The sequence below is a fragment of the Streptomyces fradiae genome, assembly GCF_041270065.1.
GTDB lineage: Bacteria > Actinomycetota > Actinomycetes > Streptomycetales > Streptomycetaceae > Streptomyces.
In genome coordinates this window covers 2,087,523-2,102,040 of record NZ_CP065958.1, presented here as the reverse complement: position 1 = coordinate 2,102,040, position 14,518 = coordinate 2,087,523, and the positions used below count along the sequence as shown (strand labels likewise).

13 protein-coding genes are annotated in these 14,518 nt (G+C 72.3%); 7 read left to right on the top strand and 6 right to left on the bottom strand.

Annotated features, from left to right (window positions below; all coding sequences use genetic code 11):
* Nucleotides 1-4 precede the first annotated feature (4 nt).
* The gene (locus tag JAO84_RS09450; protein WP_370412147.1) at nucleotides 5-1,207 is read right to left on the bottom strand and encodes a bifunctional adenosylcobinamide kinase/adenosylcobinamide-phosphate guanylyltransferase; all 1,203 of its coding nucleotides are present in this window, start codon (nucleotides 1,205-1,207) and stop codon (nucleotides 5-7) included.
* A 92-nt stretch (nucleotides 1,208-1,299) separates the two neighbouring features.
* On the opposite strand from JAO84_RS09450, the gene JAO84_RS09445 reads away from it, so the two are divergent.
* Nucleotides 1,300-1,506, top strand: coding sequence for a hypothetical protein (locus JAO84_RS09445; protein ID WP_265861758.1), 207 nt, complete (start codon nucleotides 1,300-1,302; stop codon nucleotides 1,504-1,506).
* 196 nt (nucleotides 1,507-1,702) lie between these two features.
* Here JAO84_RS09445 and JAO84_RS09440 read toward each other — a convergent pair whose 3' ends face one another.
* The 3 genes from JAO84_RS09440 to JAO84_RS09430 form a co-directional block, all read right to left on the bottom strand.
* Entirely contained in the window at nucleotides 1,703-2,773 is a 1,071-nt protein-coding gene (locus tag JAO84_RS09440; RefSeq protein WP_370412145.1) for a S1C family serine protease, read from the bottom strand.
* A gap of 71 nt (nucleotides 2,774-2,844) precedes the next feature.
* Nucleotides 2,845-3,621: a class I SAM-dependent methyltransferase gene (locus JAO84_RS09435; RefSeq protein ID WP_370416697.1), complete on the bottom strand. Its 777-nt coding sequence runs from the start codon at nucleotides 3,619-3,621 to the stop codon at nucleotides 2,845-2,847.
* 62 nt (nucleotides 3,622-3,683) lie between these two features.
* Complete coding sequence (locus JAO84_RS09430; protein ID WP_370412143.1) at nucleotides 3,684-4,286, bottom strand: DUF3043 domain-containing protein; 603 nt, start codon at nucleotides 4,284-4,286, stop codon at nucleotides 3,684-3,686.
* Nucleotides 4,287-4,562: 276 nt separating this feature from the next.
* On the opposite strand from JAO84_RS09430, the gene JAO84_RS09425 reads away from it, so the two are divergent.
* The 5 genes from JAO84_RS09425 (at nucleotide 4,563) to JAO84_RS09405 (ending at nucleotide 11,044) form a co-directional block, all read left to right on the top strand.
* A complete protein-coding gene (locus tag JAO84_RS09425) occupies nucleotides 4,563-5,366 on the top strand; it encodes a PspA/IM30 family protein (protein WP_370412141.1) in 804 nt (267 codons plus the stop codon).
* A 41-nt stretch (nucleotides 5,367-5,407) separates the two neighbouring features.
* Nucleotides 5,408-5,686, top strand: a complete 279-nt coding sequence (locus tag JAO84_RS09420) for a hypothetical protein (protein WP_370412139.1) — start codon at nucleotides 5,408-5,410, stop codon at nucleotides 5,684-5,686.
* A gap of 97 nt (nucleotides 5,687-5,783) precedes the next feature.
* Nucleotides 5,784-7,025, top strand: a complete 1,242-nt coding sequence (locus JAO84_RS09415; protein WP_370412137.1) for a sensor histidine kinase — start codon at nucleotides 5,784-5,786, stop codon at nucleotides 7,023-7,025.
* The gene (locus tag JAO84_RS09410) at nucleotides 7,022-7,711 is read left to right on the top strand and encodes a response regulator (protein WP_370412135.1); all 690 of its coding nucleotides are present in this window, start codon (nucleotides 7,022-7,024) and stop codon (nucleotides 7,709-7,711) included. Before JAO84_RS09415 ends, JAO84_RS09410 begins: the two co-directional genes overlap by 4 nt.
* Before the next feature lie 207 nt (nucleotides 7,712-7,918).
* Nucleotides 7,919-11,044, top strand: coding sequence for an efflux RND transporter permease subunit (locus JAO84_RS09405; RefSeq protein ID WP_370412133.1), 3,126 nt, complete (start codon nucleotides 7,919-7,921; stop codon nucleotides 11,042-11,044).
* Between the two features lie 69 nt (nucleotides 11,045-11,113).
* Here JAO84_RS09405 and nadA read toward each other — a convergent pair whose 3' ends face one another.
* Entirely contained in the window at nucleotides 11,114-12,292 is a 1,179-nt protein-coding gene (gene nadA, locus JAO84_RS09400) for a quinolinate synthase NadA (protein WP_265861746.1), read from the bottom strand.
* Nucleotides 12,293-12,545: 253 nt separating this feature from the next.
* Between nadA and JAO84_RS09395 the strand changes: the two genes are divergently transcribed.
* Complete coding sequence (locus JAO84_RS09395; RefSeq protein WP_019885637.1) at nucleotides 12,546-12,902, top strand: iron-sulfur cluster assembly accessory protein; 357 nt, start codon at nucleotides 12,546-12,548, stop codon at nucleotides 12,900-12,902.
* Between the two features lie 80 nt (nucleotides 12,903-12,982).
* Here JAO84_RS09395 and JAO84_RS09390 read toward each other — a convergent pair whose 3' ends face one another.
* Nucleotides 12,983-14,515: a hypothetical protein gene (locus JAO84_RS09390; RefSeq protein WP_370412130.1), complete on the bottom strand. Its 1,533-nt coding sequence runs from the start codon at nucleotides 14,513-14,515 to the stop codon at nucleotides 12,983-12,985.
* Nucleotides 14,516-14,518: the final 3 nt, after the last annotated feature.

Here is a 14,518-nt window from a genome sequence, read left to right as displayed (position 1 = left end):
TGGACTACCCGCGCAGTACGAGCGCCTGGCCGGCGGCCACGAGCAGCACCTGCTCGCACTCGTCGCCGAAGGCCGCGTTCAGCCGCCCCAGCTCGTCGCGGAACCGGCGGCCCGAGGCCGTCGCAGGGACCACGCCCGAGCCCACCTCGTTGGTCACCGCCACCACCGTCCGCGAGGTCTCCCGGACCGCCGCCACCAGCTCCGCGACCCGCGCCGCCAGCGCCTCCCGGCCGCCGTCCGCCCACCGCTCGTCGTCCCAGGCGCCGACCGCGTCCATGGCGTCCGTCAGCCACAGCGACAGACAGTCGATCAGCAGCGGCGGACCCTCCTCCCCGAGCAGCGGTACGAGGTCGGTGGTCTCCGCGGTACGCCAGGAGCCCGGCCGCCGCTCCCGGTGCAGGCTCACCCGGTGGGCCCACTCCGGGTCGCCCTCGCGGGTTCCGCCGGTCGCCACGTACAGCACCTCCGGGAAGGTCTCCAGACGCCGCTCCGCCTCCACCGACTTGCCCGACCTGGCCCCGCCCGTCACCAGCGTGCGGCGCGGCACGTCCGGCACCGCGTGGTACTCGCCCACGTACAGCGTCGTCCCGTCCGGCACCGCCCGTGCGCCCGCCGCCGCGAGCCGCCGGTCCAGCTCGGCGCCGGCCGGGGCGTCGTGGTCCAGGTGCGCCGCGATCACGTCCGTGGCCGGTCCCACCGCGCCCGTCGCCCGCAGCCGGGCCAGCGCGTCCGGGCGTCCGGTCACATCCGCCACGACCAGGTCGTACGGCCTGCGGTGGTCGTCCACCAGCCCGGCCGGGGAGCCGCCCGGCGGCAGATACAGCAACCGCTCGCCGTCCGCCGACGTCACCTCGTACCCGGTGCCCGGCGCGTCCATCGCCACCGCCCGCACCCGGTGCCCGCTGATCAGCGTCAGCTCCCGCCCGTCCGGCACCCGGCCCGCCGTCGGCAGCCCCGCCGGCACCTCCACGGCCGGCCCGTCGTGCGGATGCGTCAGCAGCACCTGCCGCACCCCCACCAGCGAGTGCCCCGAGCGGGCGGCGGCCAGCGCGGCGCCAGGCGTCAGGTCGAGCAGCAGCGCCCCGTCCACGAGCAGCGAGGTCGCGGCCCGCGCCCGCTCGCCGCGGGACACCGCGCACACGGCGCACGGGCAGTCGGGGCGGGGCAGTCCGAGGGGGGCGCCGGTGCCGAGCAGAGTCAGTTCCACGCCTAGATCCTCCCGCGTCACCGCGAGGGGTGCGCGCCCGGCTACGCTGCGGGCAGGAAACCGATCAACCGGAAGATCAACCGGAGGCGGACATGGCATGGACGTGGCGGTTCGAGAAGTCCGACGGCACCGAGGTCACTCCGGTGGTGACCCCCGAGGAGTTCACCACCCAGGGCGACGCCGAGTCCTGGATCGGTGAACACTGGCGCGACCTCCTCGACGGCGGCGCGGACCAGGTGACCCTGTCGGAGGACGGCGCGAAGATCTACGGCCCGATGCCGCTGGACGCGGAGGGCTAGAGCGCCCGGCGGCGGACGGGAGCGGGGGGCGTGCAGGGGGTCGGGTCCGGGACGTGAAGCGTGATTTGTGGCGCGGGGCGCAGGGCGTTCACGGCTCGTCGGAGCCGGCCGCGCCGTAAATCATGCAGTCCCGGACCCGGCCACCGGAACGGCCCCCGCGCACCCACCCACCGGCCGGCATCACGGGCGCGCCGCGCTAGATCTCGCCCAGCGTGACCTGGACCTCGCCCTCCTGCGTGCCCCGGGTGAAGGCGACCGTCACCTTGTCGCCCGGCTTGCGGTCCGCCAAGGACTCCGCGAGGGAGGTGATCGTGGTGATCGGGTCGTCGGCGACGCGGGTGATCACGTCGCCCGCCCGGATCCCCGCCTTCGCGGCCGCGCCGTTCGGCGGGGCCTCGACGACCGCGACGCCGGCCGGCTCGTTGTTCTCGTCGACGATCGTGCGGCCCGTGATGTTGAGCGCGGCCCGCCCCGAGTCCGTCACCTTGCCGGTCGCGATGATCTGGTCGGCCACCGTCTTCACCATCGACGCGGGGATCGCGAAGCCGATGCCCGGCGCCGAACCGCCGCCCAGCTCCGGGTTGGTCGCCGCGAGCGTGGGGATGCCGATGACCTCGCTGTCCAGGTTCACCAGGGCGCCCCCGCTGTTGCCCGGGTTGATCGCGGCGGAGGTCTGCACCAGGTTGCCGATCGTCGCGCCGGTCCCGCCGCCCTCGCGGCCCTCGCTGACCGTCCGGCCGGTCGCCGACACGATGCCCTGGGTGACGCTGCCGGACAGGCCGAGCGGCGAGCCCATGGCGAGGACGATCTGCCCCATGTCGACCTTGCTCGAATCACCGAGCTTCGCGGGCTTCAGCCCCTGCGGCACGGTGTCCAGCTTGATCACCGCGAGGTCCTGCTCGGGATACGCCGCCACCAGCTTCGCCGTCACCGGCTGCCCGCCGGTCGCCGCCGAGACCCGGAAGGCCCGCTCCTGGCCGACCACATGCGCATTGGTGACGATGTGGCCCTTGCCGTCGTAGACGACCCCGGACCCCAGGCTCTGCGAGGCGTCGATCTGCACCACCGACGGCAGCACGTCCTTGATCACGGCCCGGTAGTCGTCCTGGAGCTGGTTGGAGACGAGCGGAGCCGCCGCGGCCTGGGTGGAGGGTCCCGCCGTCGACCGCTCGGCCCGTGGCGCGGAACCGGCCGAGCAGCCGCCGACCAGGCCGGTGAGCGTGACGGCACAGGCCCCGGCGGCGAGGGGAAGCAGGAGACGTCTCATGACCGCAGTCTCCGGGCCGCCGGGGCCGTACGCCTCGGTGAAGACACCCGATCAGGGGGCGGGAAACCGGATCAGCCCCGCACACCGCACAGGTGCAGCAGTCCCGCGATCCGCCGGTACGGCTCGGTGCGCCCGGCCCGGTCCTCGGCGGCGAGCAGGCGGTCCAGCTCGTCGGCGGCCGGCAGGCCCGTCTCCGCGGGGATGCCGTCGGTGAAGACCCGCACGCCGTACCAGGCGTGCAGCGGCGCCGCGATCCCGGCCAGCGTCGTGACGAGGGCGTCGAGCCGGTCGGCCCGGCCCTTCACCCCGTTGCGGTCGGTGTAGACGTCCGACTCGAACCCGGTGAGCGCGCCCGCCCAGTCCCCGGCGAGGCCCGGCCGCATGGCCAGCGCCCCCGCGTTCCGTACCACCAGGGACAGCAGGCCCCCGGGGGCCAGCATCCGGGCCAGACCCGCGAGCAGCGCGTCGGGCTCGTCGGCGTACATCAGCACGCCGTGACAGAGGACGACGTCGAAGCTGCCGGGCAGGAAGTGCACCCCGGTCTCGCGGCCGTCGCCGTGGATCAGCCGGACCCGCTCGCGGATGCCGGCCGGTTCGGTCGCGAGCGAGTCGCGGGCGGCCTGGAGCAGCTCGGGGTCGGCCTCCAGGCCGGTCACCGTGTGCCCGGCCCGGGCGAGCCGCAGGGCCTGGGTGCCCTGACCCATCCCCGCGTCGAGGATGCGCAGCCGCTGCCCCACGGGGTAGCGGGCGGCTATCTGCTCGTCGAGCTGGCGCGCGATGAGCTCCTGGCGGACGGTCTCGCGCAGCCCGCCGGGCTCGGCGGGCCAGGTGCTCACGACCGGCAGCACCTCACCCGCGGCACCACTCACAGGGCCACCCGCGACACCACCCGCGGCCGGAAGGTCCGCGCTCAGGGCCGCTCTCCGCGCTTGACCTGCGGCTTGGGCAGCCGCAGCCGGCGCATCTGGAGCGTGCGCATCAGGCCGTACGCGATCGCGCCGCGCTTCGACTCGTTCGGGAATCGCTCGTTCAGCTGCTTCTTCAGACGCAGCCAGATGCCGATCGAGTCGATCACGATCATCACGATCACACCGGCCCACAGCAGCAGCGAGATGTTCTGCAGCTGGCGGTTGGTGTTGCCGAAGAGCGACAGGACCAGGATGACCACGGCCATCGGCAGGAAGAACTCGGCGACCGCGAAGCGCGAGTCGACGAAGTCGCGGACGAAGCGCCGCACCGGCCCCTTGTCGCGGGCGGGCAGATAGCGCTCGTCACCGCTGTTCAGCGCCTCGCGCTGGCGGGTCAGGTCCGCGCGGCGGGCCTCGCGCTGACGCTTGGCGGCCTCCTTGCGGTCCATTGGCGCCGACTGCGCGCGGCGGCGCTGCGACTGCGCATCGCTCCGCTTCGGGGTCGGGCGGCCCTTGGGGGCCTCGGGGTCGCGGGGCTGCTTGGAGAGGTCCGCCGTCACCTTGTCGGTGGGGGCCTTCTCATCCTTCGAACGGCTACGGAACACAAGGCCAAGGGTACGTGGTGCGGGGTGTGGGACCCAGCGTGGGCGGGAACGATCCGCTAACGGCCCGCGTCTTCGCTGCCGAGACCCCGTGCCCGGGGCGGGGGAGGGACCCGGAGTGTCTCTCTACTCCCTGGGCCGGAGGCCCGGTGATCTCCACTCGTCCTTGGGGAGGAGCACATCGGGCCCCGAACAGTGCGGTAATGGAGTGAGGAACCGTACTGTGGTTCTTGTTGGAGTGCTGGAGCCGAGTCCGTCAGAAGGGGGCGCGCGAAGCCCATGAGCGGTGTGATGAAGCGTATGGGGATGATCTTCCGCGCGAAGGCAAACAAGGCCCTCGACCGGGCCGAGGATCCGCGCGAGACCCTCGATTACTCCTACCAGAAGCAGCTGGAGCTGCTGCAGAAGGTGCGCCGCGGCGTCGCCGACGTGGCGACCTCCCGCAAGCGCCTCGAACTGCAGCTGAACCAGCTGCAGGGCCAGTCGTCCAAGCTGGAGGACCAGGGCCGCAAGGCGCTCGCGCTCGGCCGTGAGGACCTGGCGCGCGAGGCGCTGTCCCGCCGCGCCGCGCTGCAGCAGCAGGTCAGCGACCTGGAGGTGCAGCACCAGACCCTGCAGGGCGAGGAGGAGAAGCTCACCCTCGCGGCGCAGCGGCTGCAGGCCAAGGTCGACGCCTTCCGCACCAAGAAGGAGACGATCAAGGCCACGTACACGGCCGCCCAGGCGCAGACCCGGATCGCCGAGTCCTTCTCCGGCATCTCGGAGGAGATGAGCGACGTCGGCCTGGCCATCCAGCGGGCCGAGGACAAGACCGCCCAGCTGCAGGCGCGGGCCGGCGCGATCGACGAGCTACTCGCCTCGGGCGCGCTCGACGACCAGTCGGGCCTGGCCAAGGACGACATCCAGGCCGAGCTGGACCGCCTCTCGGGCGGTACGGACGTGGAGCTGGAGCTCCAGCGGATGAAGGCCGAGCTGGCCGGCCCGTCGGCGCAGCAGCAGGCCATCGAGGGCGGCAACGGCTCCGCGCAGAACCAGAACCAGGGCCAGAACCAGCAGCAGTCCCAGCCCCGCTTCGAGAAGTAACCCCTTCGAGAGGTAACCCTTCGGCAGGAGGACGGCACGTCATGATCGTACGGATCATGGGGGAGGGCCAGCTCAAGCTGGCCGACAGTCACTTCATCGAGCTGAACAAGCTCGACGACGAGCTGCTCGAAGAGATGGAATCGGGGGACGAGTCCGGTTTCCGCCGCACGCTCCACGCCCTGCTCGACAAGGTCAGGGAGCTCGGGGACCCACTCCCCGACGACGCTCTCGAACCCTCCGAGCTGATCCTGCCGGCCCCTGACGCGACCCTCGACGAGGTCCGCCAGATGCTCTCCGACGACGGCCTGATCCCCGGCTGATGCCGGGCTGATCCCCGGCCGGCGCACCCCGCCCGTGCCCCGTCCCCCGCACAGGGACGGGGCACCGGCGCGTCCGGACCCCGTACCGTCTTCTGCTGTGACGACCAACGGCACCCTGACCCACGGCACCCCGCTCACGCGGACCCGGGACCGGCTGCGCGCCCATCCCCTCGCCTTCGACGCGGGGCTGGCGCTCGTCGTGCTCGCGGCCATGGTCTGCAGCTCCTTCACCGACCCGCACGGCAGCCCGGCCGGGCCCACCTTCGGCGACCGGACGCCCACCGCGACCGGCGTCGTGCTGATGCTGCTCAGCGCCGCCGTCCTGGTGTTCCGGCGCCGCCGGCCCATCCCGGTGCTCGCCGCCACCACCGCCTTCGCGCTGGTCGAGTTGATCGCCGACCAGCGCCCGGCGCCCGTCACCATGAGCGCCGTCATCTCGCTCTTCACCGTCGCCGCGCACACCGACCGGCCCACCACCTGGCGGCTCGGCCTCGTCACCATGGCCGTGCTGACCTTCGCCGCCATGGTCTTCGGACCCACCCCCTGGTACGCGCAGGAGAACCTGGGCGTCTTCGCCTGGACCGGGATGGCCGCGGCCGCCGGGGACGCGGTGCGCAGCCGGCGGGCCTTCGTGGACGCCATACGGGAGCGGGCCGAGCGCGCGGAACGCAGCCGCGAGGAGGAGGCGCGGCGGCGGGTCGCCGAGGAGCGGCTGCGGATCGCCCGCGATCTGCACGATGTCGTCGCCCACCACATCGCCCTGGTGAACGTGCAGGCCGGGGTCGCCGCGCACGTCATGGACAAGCGCCCCGACCAGGCCAAGGAGGCCCTGGCGCACGTCCGTACCGCCTCCCGCTCCGCGCTCGACGAGCTGCGCGCCACCGTCGGGCTGCTCCGTCAGTCGGGCGACCCGGAGGCACCGACCGAACCGGTGTCGGGCCTCGCCGTCCTGGACGACCTGCTCGCCACCTTCCGCAACGCGGGCCTGCCGGTCGAGCTGGCCCGCACCGACCGGGCCGCCGCCCTGCCGGCCGCCGTCGACCTCGCCGCGTACCGGATCATCCAGGAGGCGCTGACCAATGTGCGCAAGCACGCCGGGTCCGAGGCGCGGGCCGAGGTGAGCGTGCTCCGGGTCGGCCGCACCGTGGAGATCACCGTCCTCGACGACGGGCCCGCGGTCGTCCCGGCGCCCGAGCCGGGCGGCGGCCACGGCCTGGTCGGCATGCGCGAACGGGTCACCGCGCTCGGCGGCACCCTCACCGCGGCACCCCGCTACGGGGGCGGCTTCCGGGTGCAGGCGATACTGCCGGTGCCGGCCGACTGCGAGGGGGACGCGTGACCATCCGGGTACTGCTTGCCGACGACCAGGCGCTGCTGCGCAGCGCGTTCCGGGTCCTGGTCGACTCCGAGCCCGACATGGAGGTGGTCGCCGAGGCCGCCGACGGGGCCGAGGCGGTGGACCGGGCCCGCGGCACCAGGCCGGACGTGGTCCTGATGGACATCCGGATGCCCGGCACCGACGGGCTCGCCGCCACCCGCATGATCACCGCCGATCCCGAGCTCGCGGACGTCCGGATCGTCATGCTGACCACCTTCGAGGTCGACGAGTACGTGGTGCAGTCGCTGCGCGCCGGCGCCTCCGGCTTCCTCGGCAAGGGCGCCGAACCGGAGGAGCTGCTCGGCGCCATCCGGATCGCGCACGCCGGCGAGGCGCTGCTCTCCCCGGCCGCCACCAAGGGCCTGATCGCCTCCTTCCTCGCGCAGGGCGGCGGCGCCGACCCGGACGGCGCGGACGCCCCCGCGTACTCCGAGCGCCTGTCCGCGCTCACCGCCCGCGAGCGCGAGGTGCTCGTCCTGGTGGGCGGCGGCCACTCCAACGACGAGATCGCCGAGCGGCTCGACGTCAGCCCGCTCACCGTCAAGACCCATGTGAACCGGACCATGGCCAAGCTGGGCGCCCGGGACCGGGCGCAGCTGGTGGTCACCGCCTACGAGTCGGGGCTTGTCCGTCCAAGGGTGGAGTGACACCGCGGCGGGGCGTACTCCAGACGCGGTATGCGCGGGATAAGGAATTGGGACCGGGGGCCGAGGAATCGGCCCCTTCTCATGGCGGAGGGTATAGCCGGGCACCCCTCGCGGGCGCCCGGTGCCTGCCGAACACGGCGCCTGCCGAACACGGTGCTTGCCGAGCACGGCGCAGACCTGCCGAGTACGCCACAGAAACGAGTCCCCATGTCCTGGCTGTCCAGATTCAGCCTCGCGCAACGGGCCCTGATCGGGCTGATGTCCCTCGTCGCGCTCCTCTTCGGAGCGATCGCGATCCCGCAGTTGAAGCAGCAGTTGCTGCCCTCGATCGAGTTCCCGATGGTCTCGGTCATCGCCCCGTACCAGGGCGCCTCGCCCGACGTGGTGGAGAAGCAGGTCGTCGAACCGCTGGAGAACGCCCTGAAGGCGGTCGACGGCGTCAAGGGCGTCACGTCCACCGCCTCCGAGGGCAGCGCCGTCATCATGGCGAGCTTCGACTACGGGGACGAGGGCACCAAGCAGCTCGTCGCCGACGTCCAGCAGGCCGTGAACCGGGCCCGCACCCAGCTGCCGGACTCGGTCGACCCGCAGGTCGTGGCCGGCTCCACCGACGACATCCCGACCGTCGTCCTCGCGGTCTCCTCGGACAAGGACCCGCAGGCCCTCGCCGACCAGCTGGAGCGGACCCTCGTCCCCGTCCTCAAGGACATCGACGGCGTCGGCCAGGTCACCATCGACGGCGTCCAGGAGCTCCAGGTCTCCGTCACCCCGGACGAGAAGAAGCTCGCCGCGGCCGGACTGACCACCATGAAGCTCGCGGAGGCGATCAAGAACGGCGGCGGCACCATGCCCGCCGGCGCCTTCACCGAGGACGGCATGACCCGCACCGTCCAGGTCGGCGGCGGCTACTCCTCGCTCAAGGAGATCCAGGACCTGCGGATCAAGCCCGTGAAGGGCAAGGCGGTCCGCCTCGGCGACGTCGCCACCGTCCAGCAGGACGAGGCCCGCCGGGTCTCCGTGACCCGCACCGACGGCAAGCCCAGCCTCGCGGTCGTGGTCACCATGGACAAGGACGGCAGCGCCGTCACCATCTCCGACGCCGTCGAGGACAAGCTGCCTAAGCTCCGTCAGGACCTGGGCGCGGGCGCGCAGCTGACCGTGGTCTCCGACCAGGGCCCGGCCGTCGCCAAGTCCATCTCCGGCCTCACCACGGAGGGCGCGCTCGGCCTGGTCATGGCCGTCCTCGTCATCCTGGTCTTCCTGGCCTCGCTGCGCTCCACCCTGGTCACCGCGGTCTCCATCCCGCTCTCCGTGGTCCTCGCCCTGATCGTGCTGTGGACCCGCGACCTCTCGCTCAACATGCTGACCCTGGGCGCCCTCACCATCGCCATCGGCCGGGTCGTCGACGACTCGATCGTGGTCCTGGAGAACATCAAGCGGCACCTCGGCTACGGCGAGGAGCGGCAGACCGCGATCGTCACCGCGGTCAAGGAGGTGGCCGGCGCGGTCACCTCGTCGACCCTCACCACCGTCGCCGTCTTCCTGCCGATCGGCCTGGTCGGCGGCATCGTCGGCGAGCTGTTCGGCTCCTTCTCGCTGACCGTCACGGCCGCGCTGCTCGCCTCGCTGCTCGTCTCGCTGACCGTGGTCCCGGTCCTGTCGTTCTGGTTCCTGCGCGCCCCCAAGGGCACCTCCGAGGACCCGGACGAGGCCCGCCGGCAGGCCGAGGAGAAGGAGGCCCGCAGCAAGCTGCAGCGCGCCTACGTCCCGGTGCTGCGCTTCGCCACCCGGCGCCGGATCACCAGCGTCGTCATCGCCCTGGTGGTCCTCGTGGTCACCTTCGGCATGGGCGGTCTGCTGAAGACCAACTTCTTCGACCAGGGCGAGCAGAAGCTCCTCAGCATCAAGCAGGAGCTGCCGCCGGGCACCAGCCTGGCCGCCTCCGACGAGGCCGCGAAGAAGGTCGAGAAGGTCCTCGCCGACACCGAGGGCATCAAGGACTACCAGGTCACCGTCGGCTCCTCCGGCTTCATGGCGGCCTTCGGCGGCGGCACCGGCACCAACCAGGCCTCCTACCAGGTGACCCTGGAGGACTCCGCCTCGTACGAGAAGACCCGCGACGCGGTCGACAGCGCCCTCGCCAAGCTCGACGGCATCGGCGACACCACCATCGCGGCCGGCGACGCCTTCAGCAACCAGGACCTCAAGGTGGTCGTCAAGGCCGCCGACGCCGACGTCCTGAAGAAGGCCGCCGACGCGGTCAAGAAGGGCGTCGAGGGGCTGAAGGACGTCACCGACGTCCAGAGCGACCTGTCCCAGTCGATCCCGCGGGTCTCCGTCCGCGCCAACGACAAGGCCGCCGACGCCGGCTTCGACGACACCACCCTCGGTCTGATCGTCGGCCAGGCGGTGCACGGCATGCCAGCCGGCACGGCCGTCCTCGACGACACCGAGCGGGACATCGTCCTCACCTCGGCGAAGCCGGCCACCACCCTGGCCGAGCTCAAGGCGCTGCCGATCGGCCCGGTCAAGCTGGGTGACATCGCCACCGTCGAGCTGGTGCCCGGCCCGGTCTCCAAGACCCGGATCGACGGCGCCCGGGCGGCCACCATCACCGCCACCCCGACCGGCGACAACACCGGCGCGGTCAGCGCGGCGCTGCAGACCAAGCTCAAGGAGATCGACCTCCCGGCGGGCGCGACCGCGACCATCGGCGGCGTCTCCGAGGACCAGTCCGACGCGTTCGTCAACCTGGGCCTGGCCATGCTCGCGGCCGTGGCGATCGTGTTCATGCTGCTCGTGGCGACCTTCCGGTCGCTGATCCAGCCGCTGATCCTGCTGGTCTCCATCCCGTTCGCGGCCACCGGCGCGATCGGCCTGCTGGTCGCCACCGGCACGCCCATGGGCGTCCCGGCCATGATCGGCATGCTGATGCTGATCGGCATCGTGGTCACCAACGCGATCGTCCTGATCGACCTGATCAACCAGTACCGGGCCCAGGGCCTGGGCGTCGTCGAAGCGGTGATCGAGGGCGGCCGGCACCGGCTGCGCCCGATCCTCATGACCGCCCTGGCGACGATCTTCGCCCTGCTCCCGATGGCGCTCGGCGTCACCGGCGAGGGCGGCTTCATCGCCCAGCCGCTCGCCGTGGTGGTGATCGGCGGTCTGATCACCTCGACGCTGCTGACCCTGCTGCTCGTCCCGACCCTCTACGCGATGGTGGAGCTCCGCAAGGAGCGCCGCGCCGCGAAGAAGGCGGCCAAGCGCGCGGCGAAGACCCCCGGGGGCGACGCCCCGGTCCCGCCGCAGCCGAAGGAGCCGGCGGGCGTCTGACCCGTACACCTGCACATGCAGAAGGGGCGCCCCGCATCGCGCGGGGCGCCCCTTCCGTACGAGGAATCGTTACGGCAGCGCCAGCATCCGCTCAAGCGCGAGCTTCGCGAACGCCTCCGTCTCCTTGTCGACCTCGATCCGGTTGACCAGGTTGCCCTCGGCGAGGGACTCCAGGGCCCACACCAGGTGGGGCAGGTCGATGCGGTTCATGGTCGAGCAGAAGCAGACCGTGCGGTCGAGGAAGACGACCTCCTTGCCCTCCGGGGCGAAGCGGTCGGCGAGGCGCTTGACCAGGTTGAGCTCGGTGCCGATCGCCCACTTCGAGCCGGCCGGGGCCGCCTCCAGGGTCTTGATGATGTACTCCGTCGAGCCCACGTAGTCCGCCGCGGCCACGACCTCGTGCTTGCACTCGGGGTGCACGAGCACGTTGACGCCCGGGATGCGCTCGCGCACATCGGCGACCGAGTCCAGCGAGAAGCGGCCGTGCACCGAGCAGTGGCCCCGCCACAGGATCATCTTCGCGTCGCGCAGCTGCTCGGCGGTCAGGCCGCCGTTCGGCTTGTGCGGGTTGTAGATCACGCAGTCGTCCAAGGACATGCCCATGTCGCGGACGGCGGTGTTGCGGCCCAGGTGCTGGTCCGGCAGGAACAGCACCTTCTCGCCCTGCTCGAAGGCCCACTCCAGGGCCTTCTTCGCGTTGGACGAGGTGCAGATGGTGCCGCCGTGCTTGCCGGTGAAGGCCTTGATGTCGGCGGAGGAGTTCATGTACGAGACGGGCACGACCCGCTCGGCGACGCCGGCCTCGGTCAGCACGTCCCAGCACTCGGCGACCTGCTCCGCGGTGGCCATGTCGGCCATCGAACAGCCGGCGGCGAGGTCAGGCAGGACGACCTTCTGGTCGTCGCCGGTCAGGATGTCCGCCGACTCGGCCATGAAGTGCACACCGCAGAAGACGATGTACTCGGCCTCCGGCTTGGCGGCGGCGTCACGGGCGAGCTTGAAGGAGTCGCCGGTGACGTCGGCGAACTGGATGACCTCGTCGCGCTGGTAGTGGTGCCCGAGGACGAAGACCTTGTCCCCGAGCTTCTCCTTGGCGGCGCGGGCGCGCTCCACCAGGTCCGGGTCGGAGGGCGACGGGAGGTCGCCGGGGCACTCCACGCCGCGCTCGCTCTTCGGGTCGGCCTCGCGGCCGAGCAGGAGGAGGGCGAGCGGCGTCGGCTGGACGTCCAAGGGCTGGGCGGTGGTCACGTCACGCACCCTTTCTACTTCTACGGTGAGCCTCGAAAAGCCTTTTCGTCTAAATGACGCTATCTATCATAACCGGTTCACGTCACTTTGACGATGTCCATAGTGTCGATGTGACGAATTCGCCGTCCCCTTCTCTGGACGCGGTGTGCGAGCATGAAGGGGAAAGAGACGCCTCGGGCCCGGAATGAATCCGCGGCCTCGCCGGTTGCAACCGTCGGCAAGCAGTCTCCGTACCAACCCGGGAGAGAAGCAGATGTCCGTATCGGACGAGAAGACCACTGTCAGCGACGGCATCCTCCTGTCCGACGCCGCCGCGGCCAAGGTCAAGGCCCTGCTCGACCAGGAAGGCCGTGACGACCTGGCGCTGCGCGTCGCCGTTCAGCCCGGTGGCTGCTCCGGCCTGCGGTACCAGCTGTTCTTCGACGAGCGCTCGCTCGACGGCGACGTCGTCAAGGACTTCGGCGGCGTCAAGGTCGTCACCGACCGCATGAGCGCGCCCTACCTGGGCGGCGCCTCGATCGACTTCGTCGACACCATCGAGAAGCAGGGCTTCACGATCGACAACCCGAACGCGACGGGTTCCTGCGCCTGCGGCGACAGCTTCAGCTAAGCCACACCGCACGCGAAGAGGGTGGCACCCGGACCCCGGGTGCCACCCTCTTCGCGCGTTCCGCCGTCGTCACGGGCGGCCTACGGCCGCGGCACCGCCTCGTTGCTCGCCCCGTCCACCACCGGGCGGTCGCCCAGCGGCGCCTGGAGCGTCACCGTACGGGTGATCTCGACGGCCACCATGATGCAGGCCCGCCCCGGCTCCTTGGCCCGCTCCGCGATCCGCACCACGACCTGCCGCGGGCTCTCCTCGGCCGTCACCGTGTAGTCGCTGCACACCCCGCCCCAGAAGGTCACCGACAGCTTCCGGCCGCCGGGGTCCACCGTGAACGAGGTGATCTGCCGGACCGGCGCCGTGCCCTGGTCCGGCGGCGTCGTGGGCGCGGGGGAGGGCTTGGCCGGCGGGGCCAGGTAGCGGGCGTCCACTGCCGTCCGCGCCACCGTGTACGGCTTCGCGTCCGCCTTCGCCCGCGCCTCGAACAGCCAGGCCGGTACGAGCACCTGCTCGCCGTCCACGTACTGCGCGGCCAGACCGAACCGCGCCCCGGTCACCTCCACCACGGTCGGGGGCGCCGTGTCGACCGTGGTCTGGCAGGGCGCGTCCGGCGCGACGCCCGGCTTCCCGCCCGGCAGCCCCGGCTTTCCGCCCGGCTGCCCGTCCGTGCTCGCCGGCGGGTCCGTGGCGCAGCCGCCGATGCCGACCGGGCCGGTGCTCTTCGAGGCCTCGTTCAGCTCGGCGAGCGCCTTCTCCGCGCCGACCACCGGATACGTGTCGCCCTTCGCCGGCTCCTTGAGCCGTCCGCTGCCGGCCACGACCGAGCCGTCCGGGCCGATGTGGAGGCCGGTCGACCAGCCGTAGGTGGGCAGCCCGCCCACCACCGGGTCGGCGTTCACCACCCGCTCCGAGCCGTTCATCACCTGGCTCGCGTCCACCTTGGCGTCGTCCTGGCCGATCGCCTTCAGGACCGGGGCCGCGGCCGCCCGGGCCGCCGCCTCGCTCACCGGAGAACCGCCGCCCGTCGGAGGCTTGGCCTCGCCCGGCGGCGGACACGCCTTGCCCTTGAGGCAGGAGTCGCCGACCGGCCCGCCGTCGTACCGGCTCAGCGTCCAGCTGCCCGGTGCCTTCGCGGACACGTCGAGACGCAGCCCCGTGGTGTCCTTCTCCGGGTCGAGCCGCCACACCTCGCCGATCAGCCGCGGCTCGCCCCGCAGGCCGAGCGCCGCGGCCAGCCGGGTCACCTCCGCCGAGGTGACCCGGCCCTCGGGCCGGTGGACCGCGGCCGAGGAGGGCCCGTGGGGGAGGGGGCCCTTGGCTTCGTAGACGGTGCCGTCCGGACCGCCGCCCGGGTCGGGCTCGCCCGGGGCGATCCCGGGGCCGCCGGTGTCCGCACCGCCCAGCTTCAGCGGCGGGGGAGCGGCGGCCGCGTCCTTCGCGGCGCCCGCGCCCGCCGTACCGCTGCCGTCGCCCGACGCGGTCGCGGCGTAGTACACGCCCCCGCCGCCCACGAGAAGCACTCCCGCCGCCACCGAGGCGACGAGAAGCGGACCGCGCCTCCCCGGCCGGTTCTCCGTCTCCGTACTGCTGCTCACCGCGCGCTCCTCCAGATGTGGCATCCC

What these genes read in the sequence shown, in the direction of transcription:
- JAO84_RS09425 (WP_370412141.1), top strand. Translation starts at nt 4,563, where the DNA reads ATGAGCGGTGTGATGAAGCGTATGGGGATGATCTTCCGCGCGAAGGCA.
- JAO84_RS09440 (WP_370412145.1), bottom strand. Translation starts at nt 2,773, where the DNA reads ATGAGACGTCTCCTGCTTCCCCTCGCCGCCGGGGCCTGTGCCGTCACG.
- JAO84_RS09395 (WP_019885637.1), top strand. Translation starts at nt 12,546, where the DNA reads ATGTCCGTATCGGACGAGAAGACCACTGTCAGCGACGGCATCCTCCTG.
- JAO84_RS09420 (WP_370412139.1), top strand. Translation starts at nt 5,408, where the DNA reads ATGATCGTACGGATCATGGGGGAGGGCCAGCTCAAGCTGGCCGACAGT.
- JAO84_RS09390 (WP_370412130.1), bottom strand. Translation starts at nt 14,515, where the DNA reads ATGCCACATCTGGAGGAGCGCGCGGTGAGCAGCAGTACGGAGACGGAG.
- JAO84_RS09405 (WP_370412133.1), top strand. Translation starts at nt 7,919, where the DNA reads ATGTCCTGGCTGTCCAGATTCAGCCTCGCGCAACGGGCCCTGATCGGG.
- JAO84_RS09445 (WP_265861758.1), top strand. Translation starts at nt 1,300, where the DNA reads ATGGCATGGACGTGGCGGTTCGAGAAGTCCGACGGCACCGAGGTCACT.